Here is a 7,525-nt window from a genome sequence, read left to right as displayed (position 1 = left end):
GCCCTGCCGCAGCGAGGCGACCAGCTCCTTGCGCAGTTCACCACGTGGAATCAGATAGATCGCGTTGTAGATGGTTTCGTGAGACACACGCAACGCCTGGTCATCGGGAAAGGCAAACGACAGTATCGCGGCGATCTGCTGAGGCGACCAGCAGGCGCGCAACAGGTCCTGTACAACGTTCCACAACGCGGGATCATCCAGTTTACGAACGACGCGGGGTTTGCGCCGGCAGGTCTTTGTGTGGCGGTGCGCAGCCTGAGCGTGCTCGTCGTTTTCGATCGGCTCACTTCTATCCAGCTTCGCACCGGCGACGTACTCGAAATATTTCTCCCGAGCGCTTTGCAATGCGTCTGCCTCGAGAGAGAGCATGGTTTCTTTGATGATGTTCTTGTCCATCGTTACCTCATTGAGGGAGCTCATCCCTCTCGTTGCAATTCGAGCGGCAGGCCCTTTGGCCCGGTCTAGCTATCGCGCGGGAATCTGTCGCTTCATTCGTTGTCGGGGACTTCTGCGTCCTGATAGGGGATCCGGTTCAATCTCGAATCCCTCAGAATGCTGGTAACGAGCCATACGTAGCTCTGCTCGGCGGTATCGAAACCGAGGATCGAAAAAGACTGCCCGAATGGGCATTCGGGAAAGTCGGGAAATCCGATACGCAGGACATAGCGTTCGGGATCTTCATCGAACTCCCCCTTGTAGACCTTGCGGAGCCCGTAGCGGCTCGGGACATCGCTGTCGTCGACGGGGGTTGTCAGCCGGTTTTTCGAGAGCTGCTCGGACAGATCACGATTGCAGATCTCATCGAAAATGTCGAAGGCGTCGATCAACAGACCTTTGTGGCGAGTTTTTCGATCCGAAATTGCATAAATGTTGGAGGCGTCGCCCGCATCGGGTCCGCTTTCAAGGCGCAGAGCCGCGTCAACCTCGATATCGCTGGGGTTCATCGTCGAATTCAGCGCCAGATCGACGAGATGACCGTCCTTGATGCGGTATTCGCGGTCGTAGCCTTTCTTGACGAAATCTGAGACCGCTTCCACGACGTCCACTACTTCTAAACTCATCTGCGATTCCTCGGCTCGTTTTGGGGGGGCGGGTAGGTCTTCGACTTTCTCCGTGGAAATATCCCGCCGTTATGGATTCCATTCCCGTACGTTGACTTGGGCCGCGGCGGCGACGGCTGCCGCTCCCATCCCATCCATCCACATGCTGCGCAGGTGCTTCGCGGCTCAAGATGAAATCCGAGCGGACCGATCGCCGAAGTCTTCGGCGCGGAGCCAAGGAATGGAAACGATAACAACCTGACATTTCTAAAACGTGGCGGTCGAGAATAACCTCTCCCAGGCCCCCACCAGACGCGTCAGGCCGTCGCAAAACAAAGCAAAGATGAGTGCATGGCCTGGCCGTCTGAGTGCCCCACACGGTGAGTTCGGCTCCCCGCATGATCGACGCGTCTCACATTGTAACAAGCACATAGGAGCTGTGGCATGCCGTTCCGCGTTATTACCAGGACGATACACGCCTACCTGATAGACTACCCGACCGCGCTTCTTTTGATCATTGCGCCGTTCGTGCTGAATCTTGGTGCGGGCAACCCCGTGGCAATACGCGGCTCCAGCGGGGCTCGATTATGCCGTCAATCGTTACAGGCGGGAGGCGGAGCGTCACTATCAGGTCCTGAACGATCACTTGGAGGGCCGAACCTAGATCGTCGGAGATAGCTATACCATCGCTGACATGTCGGCGTGGGGATGGCTCGATCGCGCCTCGCGCGTGCGGAAAGACGCGGACGACCCCTTGGCCCCGTTTCCCAACCTGAAGCGCCTCTTCGAAACCGTCGACGCCCGTCCGGCCGTCGCTCGCGCTAGGGCGGTCGGGACAGGTCACGAGTTCAAGAAGATCAACGATGAGGAAACCAAGCGCGCGCTCTTCCCCTCAAACTATCCACCTGCGGCGTGAGCGGACCGAACGTCTTCGGAGATCGCCATGACAACTCCCGCTGAATATACGCCCCCGCGATTATAGACCTGGAACAAGCCGAGGGGCGGCTCCGAACTCAGTGCTGTCCATCCACCACCCTGCTCATTTCATGTGCCAGCGAGCTTGTCCGCAAATGAAGCGGCCGGTCGCGCGCGCCCTAACCGCCCGATACCGCGGCGATCGCTTCCTTGATTTTGGCAATTGCGTAACTCCCAACCTGCTCGAGCTCGACATGTGGCAAGTTTGGCATCTCGTCAGGTGCAACGCTGCAGGCAACGATCGCCGGACCCGGGCAGGCGAACGCCTCAATCAAAATCGCCTCGAGCAACGCTGGATCGCTCACTGTGAAACCCTGCGCGCCGCAGGCGCGCGCCAGCGCTGCGTAATCCGGATTCGAGAACTCGATTGCTTCGCGAAACGGGAGAATTCCTACGCTTTCCGCCTCGAGCGTGATAAGCCCGAACGCCGCGTTATCGAAGATCACGATTTTCACTGGCAGATGGTGGTGAACGGCCGTAAGGAATTCGCCCGTCAGCATGTTGAAACCGCCATCGCCGATAAGGGCAATGACTTGTCGCGACCGGTCTAGCGCCTGGATTCTGAATGACGTTCCCGTGCGCCGGCAAGAAATTCGAATGACGACCGATTCCGCCGCGTCTATTCGGCGCATAACCGCATCGATCTCGTGATCGTCCGGAGCGATCTCGGCCCGCGGATGCAGCGTCGCCACGCTCGGCACGGCATGCTCGACCTTGCTGGACAGCACATCCTGGGGAAGGGTCAGATGTGCAACCCTGGGACCCGCGTACGCAGACGCAATCGTTTGGTGAATCACGCCAGGCGCCTGCGCCGGCGCGGTGATCGTCTGTGTGTTGAGCGATACGTCCCGGAAAAGCAGATCAGGCTCTGTCGATTGGTGGTAGTCGATGCCTTTCAGGCGTCGCGGCATCTCACCCGACAATGCCAGGACAGGAGCGTGGTCGCGTGCGGCCTCGTAGAGACCTGCGACGAGGTGGGTGCTGCCGGGTCCGGTCGTCCCTGCGCATACCGCGAGACGGCCGGTCAGCTTCGCCTGGCCCGCCGCAGCCAGCGCGGCGCCTTCCTCGTGCCGGACACCGACCCACTCCAGCTTGCTCTGCCGGACGGCATCCCCAATGGGTTCAGCGAGTCGCCTATCAGGCCAAAGATCTGCTTGACGCCGATTTCCTCGAGCACATTGACGAGTGCCTCCGCGACGGTACGCGACATGTGCCGCCTCCTCGTTTGGCCCGCCTCCTCGAACTGACCGCCGGGTACGGGCGATTGCCACGGCGTCACTGCACATTCCATTTGGCCACGCCGTCGCCGACTCGGGGACGATCGGCGCTGTGCCTGCGATCATGGGGGCCTACCGCTCCGGCGGAACACCCTGGTTCGTCGTGATCGCCCCCGATGGCCGCGTCGTGGCTTCCTGGTCGCGGCCGATGGGCTCGCCCACGCGTTCCAGGCGCTCTTCGCCTAATGAGCAGCTGACGCGAAATGCCAGCTCACGCCGGTCCCAGTGTGTATCGACCATCGAATGTTGTTCCTTGGTTTGCGTCCGCGAACCTGATCCCGGTGGCATCGCCGTCAGGACCGCGGATCCATGAAACATCGTAGGTGGCGTAGTACGACGGCGGCCAGAACGACTGGAACCGCCCGTTATCGTCCACTTTCCATTCTCCAGGCGTCGGTGTCCCGTTCTCCGTGTAGACGGTGCGCCCATCGGGAGTGAACACCTGCGTCGCGCCGTCGTCGTAGGTGAACGGTGCTCGCGTCAGTGCGGCGGGGATGTCGGCCGGGTTGATACGGTCGCCGTCCGTGATGGATGGTCTTTCTTTGGTGGACATGTCCTTCACCTCCTTGAAATTAGTCGGGCACTCGCCCGCCAACCTCAGGACGCCAAAGCACAAGTGGCTCGCAGGATTGGCCAGGAAAGATGTTCGACGTTAGCAGAATGGATTGCCGTCGTCCATCTAACGGCGGGCATCGTTTTAATAGCGACAGGTAATTGGAAGTCGAACCGTGCCGCGCCCGATCTTGGCTTCTCGCGCGAGCCTGCTGCCGCCGTTGCTGACGCGATCGCTACCGGAACCTTCGACGTTATCCGCCACTTCAAATTTTTGGCAAAGACCTGAGACGAACAATCGTCTGGTCGTTTGGGACGGCCACGCTCAACGCGTGAAGGTTTGAGATGGTGCGGGCGGTCGGACTCGAACCGACATATCCGTGAAGATGGTGGATTTTGAAGGGAGTCGTGTTTATAAGAAGCGTTGCCGTTGCCGTAGTCGGTGCTTCATCAGATCCTGATTTCCGTGATCCACGCACCTGTGCGGCACCTAGTACAACGACGACGTCACCGTCCTATGTGTACGCCATAGCCCGCTATTTCCCGATTGATTGTCGTGAGGGCTTCCACCGTTCGCGACCTATTGCTTTCTATCTCCTCACCCGCACGTCAAGAGGAGTTGCAACATGAACGCGACGGCCAACCCACACATCGGAAAAACGATCAGACGACAGCAGTTGCGTGAGATAGTGCCGTTAGCTGACAGCACGATCTACGAAATGGAACAGCGGGGGGAATTTCCGCGACGCTTCGCTTTGACCCCACGATGCGTGGTTTGGGATCTGGGCGAGGTTCAGGCGTGGCTTGCGGCCCGTCGCTCAAAACCAATTCTCCGTGCGCCCGGCCCCGACGTGAAACAACGTCGAGCCCGCCCGGTCAAAGAGCAGGATCGGGCGCCAGGATCGGCATCGACGGCGGGATGAGCGTTGCCATCGACCCAGGCGTCCAAAATGTCCGACCACTCTTGCATCATGTGCCTTCGCTGTACCTCATACTCGGCTTTGTTGTAGACGCCGCGCGACGAGCGCCCGTCCCTTCGTCCCAAACTGCATCCTGCAGTTCGCTCTTCCGCACCATCATGAGGAGATAGAGCCGCATTCCCAGACGGATCGTGGGAAGCGTGGCGACGTGCTCGAGCTGCTTCAGCATCACCCGAATTTCAGAGGGCCAAAGCGAGCGGTCCTTCGGCACAAAAGTGGCGATTGACGCCGGCCCCACTTCGTCGGCTGGGTTGGCGACCTTCTCACCATGCAGGATGGCGAAGCCGTAGATCTGCTTCAGGATGTCTCGCACATGGATAGCCGTCGCCGGGGCACCACGTTCAACGATACCGCCGCAATGGGCTCTTAGATCGTCTGGCGTGATCTCAGTCAGGAGACGATTTCGCAGACGGGCAGAAGCTCTCTCTCGAAAATGGAACGCCGCATGGCACGCGTGCTGTCTGCCATCGGCGCGGTGGTGAGCCACTTCTCCCCGAACTCTCCGAAACTCTTGGCCTCTTTCCAGCGGCGCTTATCGCGCTGCTCCTCTATCGCCGGCGATCGCCCTTCGCCAACAGCGCCTAGCGTCGATGCACTTCTCGCGCGCTCGGGCAAGCGAGATGCCGTCTCGTCCGTACCTGCCCAGATAGACGGTCTCCCGGCGGCCGTTGAGCCTGTAGTCCAAGCGAAATGAGATCGCGCCACTGGGCATGACGCGCACATACATGCCGTCCCGGTCGGCGACTTTGTAAATCTTCTCTTTTGGTTTCAATGCCTTGAGGGTGGCGTCCGTCAGCATCACTACTGCCTCCTGAAAAGTACCGTCAGTACAAATTCGAGGCTCAGTGACGGATATTTACCATTTAATTCAATGGTTTAATACGAAAAAGTACCGTCACGAGCCTCATTGCCCCTGACGGTACTTTCAAAAATGCGGCTAAGCAATATGCCCGAGGTCCGTCAGGCGAACCGCCAGCGCCAAACTTTACCCACCGATAGCTGCCGATCGTTATCGGCAGAAATTATTTTTTATTTTCAGTGGCTTACGTCTTACCATGGCGTAAATTCGGCGAGGTTTGGATGGGCCTGAATCACTCCCACTCAATCGTAGCCGGCGGCTTCCCCGAAATATCATAAACAACACGAGAAATACCACGTAACTCATTGATAATACGAGTAGAACACTTATCAAGGAAATCATACGGCAAATGCGCCCAGTGCGCCGTCATGAAGTCGATCGTCTCCACGGCACGCAGCGCAATCACCCACTCATAGGCACGGCCGTCGCCAACGACGCCCACCGACCGCACCGGCAGGAACACAGCAAACGCCTGGCTCACCCGGTCGTAGAGACCGTGGGCACGAAGTTCCTCGATGAAGATCGCATCGGCACGCTGGAGCAGATCGACGTACTCCGGCTTTACCTCGCCAAGCACGCGCACGCCCAGGCCCGGGCCCGGGAACGGATGGCGGTACACCATCTCGCGCGGCAGGCCCAGTTCGACGCCGATACGCCGCACTTCGTCCTTGAACAGTTCGCGCAGCGGTTCGACCAGCTTGAGCTTCATATGCTCCGGCAGGCCGCCCACGTTGTGGTGGCTCTTGATAACGTGCGCCTTGCCCGTCTTGCTGCCGGCCGACTCGATGACGTCCGGATAAATGGTGCCCTGGGCCAGCCACTTCACGCCCTCCAGTTTCGTCGACTCCTCGTCGAACACCTCGACGAACAGCCGGCCGATCACCTTCCGCTTGGCCTCCGGATCTTCCACCTCGGCCAGCGCATCGAAGAACCGCTGCCTCGCATCCACGCGAATGACGTGCACACCCATGTGCTCGGCCATGGTCGCCATGACCTGGTCGCCTTCCTGGTAGCGCAGCAGACCCGTGTCGACGAAGACGCAGGTGAGCTGGTCACCGATGGCCTTCTCGAGCAGCGCCGCCACCACCGACGAATCGACGCCACCGCTGAGTCCCAGCAGCACGCGATCGTTGCCGACCTGGGCGCGCACGCGCTCCACGGCATCGCCGATGATGTGCGCGGCATCCCACAACGTGGCCGAGCCACAGATGTCCACGGCGAAGCGACGCAGCAGTTCCATGCCGCGCTTGGTATGGGTCACTTCCGGATGGAACTGCAGGCCGTAGAAGCGGCGGTTCTCGTCGGCCATGCCGGCCAGCGGCAAGCTCGACGTGGAAGCCGTCACGGTAAAGCCCTCGGGAATCGCGGTTACGCGGTCGCCATGCGACATCCACACGCCGAGCGAATCGCCGTCCTGCACCACGGTTTCGAACAGGGAGCAGCTGCCGAAGGTGATCGTCGCCGGGCCGAACTCGCGATGGTGTCCCGCTTCGACCTTGCCGCCGAGCTGCTCGGCCATGGTCTGCATGCCGTAGCAGATGCCCAGCACGGGCACGCCCAGTTCGAACACCACCTGCGGCGCGCGGGGGGATTCGTCCTCGGTGACCGATTCGGGGCCACCCGAGAGGATGACGCCGCGCGGCGCGAAGCCGCGGATGTCTTCCGGCGCATGATCCCACGCCCATACTTCGCAATAGACGCCGATCTCGCGAATGCGGCGGGCGATCAGCTGCGTGTACTGCGAACCGAAGTCGAGGATGAGGATCTTGTCGCTATGGATGTCTGTCATCGTGGCGGCCTGCGGTTGTGTAGCTGAAAAAGCAGAACGCCCACTTGCGGCGG

General features: G+C 60.1%; 7 protein-coding genes and 3 pseudogenes. 2 read left to right on the top strand and 8 right to left on the bottom strand.

Annotated features, from left to right (window positions below; genetic code table 11):
• Both VGM71_RS16495 and VGM71_RS16490 read right to left on the bottom strand, forming a co-directional pair.
• Positions 1-396: pseudogene (locus VGM71_RS16495) on the bottom strand (IS30 family transposase); the annotation flags it as partial.
• Positions 397-488: 92 nt separating this feature from the next.
• Entirely contained in the window at positions 489-1,061 is a 573-nt protein-coding gene (locus tag VGM71_RS16490) for a hypothetical protein (protein WP_331547160.1), read from the bottom strand.
• 643 nt (positions 1,062-1,704) lie between these two features.
• On the opposite strand from VGM71_RS16490, the gene VGM71_RS16485 reads away from it, so the two are divergent.
• Complete coding sequence (locus VGM71_RS16485; RefSeq protein WP_331547162.1) at positions 1,705-1,956, top strand: glutathione binding-like protein; 252 nt, start codon at positions 1,705-1,707, stop codon at positions 1,954-1,956.
• A 178-nt stretch (positions 1,957-2,134) separates the two neighbouring features.
• Here the strand turns inward: VGM71_RS16485 and VGM71_RS16480 are convergent, their stop codons facing one another.
• The 4 genes and pseudogenes from VGM71_RS16480 to VGM71_RS16470 form a co-directional block, all read right to left on the bottom strand.
• Entirely contained in the window at positions 2,135-2,926 is a 792-nt protein-coding gene (locus VGM71_RS16480) for a thiamine pyrophosphate-dependent enzyme (RefSeq protein ID WP_331547158.1), read from the bottom strand.
• 24 nt (positions 2,927-2,950) lie between these two features.
• Positions 2,951-3,106, bottom strand: a pseudogene (locus tag VGM71_RS17720) (thiamine pyrophosphate-binding protein); the annotation flags it as partial.
• Positions 3,040-3,225 carry a hypothetical protein gene (locus tag VGM71_RS16475; protein ID WP_331547156.1) on the bottom strand — a complete coding sequence of 62 codons (186 nt, stop codon included), beginning with the start codon at positions 3,223-3,225 and terminating at the stop codon, positions 3,040-3,042. The gene VGM71_RS16475 and the pseudogene VGM71_RS17720, both read right to left, overlap by 67 nt.
• 278 nt (positions 3,226-3,503) lie before the next feature.
• Positions 3,504-3,845: a hypothetical protein gene (locus VGM71_RS16470; RefSeq protein ID WP_331547154.1), complete on the bottom strand. Its 342-nt coding sequence runs from the start codon at positions 3,843-3,845 to the stop codon at positions 3,504-3,506.
• Between the two features lie 625 nt (positions 3,846-4,470).
• Here VGM71_RS16470 and VGM71_RS16465 point away from each other — a divergent pair.
• Complete coding sequence (locus VGM71_RS16465; RefSeq protein WP_331547152.1) at positions 4,471-4,767, top strand: helix-turn-helix transcriptional regulator; 297 nt, start codon at positions 4,471-4,473, stop codon at positions 4,765-4,767.
• Here VGM71_RS16465 and VGM71_RS16460 read toward each other — a convergent pair.
• Both VGM71_RS16460 and guaA read right to left on the bottom strand, forming a co-directional pair.
• Positions 4,721-5,623, bottom strand: a pseudogene (locus VGM71_RS16460) (site-specific integrase). The gene VGM71_RS16465 and the pseudogene VGM71_RS16460 overlap by 47 nt on opposite strands.
• A gap of 292 nt (positions 5,624-5,915) precedes the next feature.
• The gene (gene guaA / locus VGM71_RS16455; protein ID WP_331547150.1) at positions 5,916-7,472 is read right to left on the bottom strand and encodes a glutamine-hydrolyzing GMP synthase; all 1,557 of its coding nucleotides are present in this window, start codon (positions 7,470-7,472) and stop codon (positions 5,916-5,918) included.
• Between the last annotated feature and the right edge of the window lie 53 nt (positions 7,473-7,525).

Origin of the sequence: Luteibacter sp. (genome assembly GCF_036499525.1) — a bacterium.
Lineage (GTDB): Bacteria > Pseudomonadota > Gammaproteobacteria > Xanthomonadales > Rhodanobacteraceae > Luteibacter.
This window is presented reverse-complemented; position numbering and strand designations above follow the sequence as displayed.

Bases quoted from the DNA above. Each gene is read 5' to 3' on its own strand.
- VGM71_RS16490 (WP_331547160.1), bottom strand. From the start codon at position 1,061: ATGAGTTTAGAAGTAGTGGACGTCGTGGAAGCGGTCTCAGATTTCGTC.
- VGM71_RS16480 (WP_331547158.1), bottom strand. From the start codon at position 2,926: ATGCCGCGACGCCTGAAAGGCATCGACTACCACCAATCGACAGAGCCT.
- VGM71_RS16475 (WP_331547156.1), bottom strand. From the start codon at position 3,225: ATGTCGCGTACCGTCGCGGAGGCACTCGTCAATGTGCTCGAGGAAATC.
- VGM71_RS16470 (WP_331547154.1), bottom strand. From the start codon at position 3,845: ATGTCCACCAAAGAAAGACCATCCATCACGGACGGCGACCGTATCAAC.
- VGM71_RS16465 (WP_331547152.1), top strand. From the start codon at position 4,471: ATGAACGCGACGGCCAACCCACACATCGGAAAAACGATCAGACGACAG.
- guaA (WP_331547150.1), bottom strand. From the start codon at position 7,472: ATGACAGACATCCATAGCGACAAGATCCTCATCCTCGACTTCGGTTCG.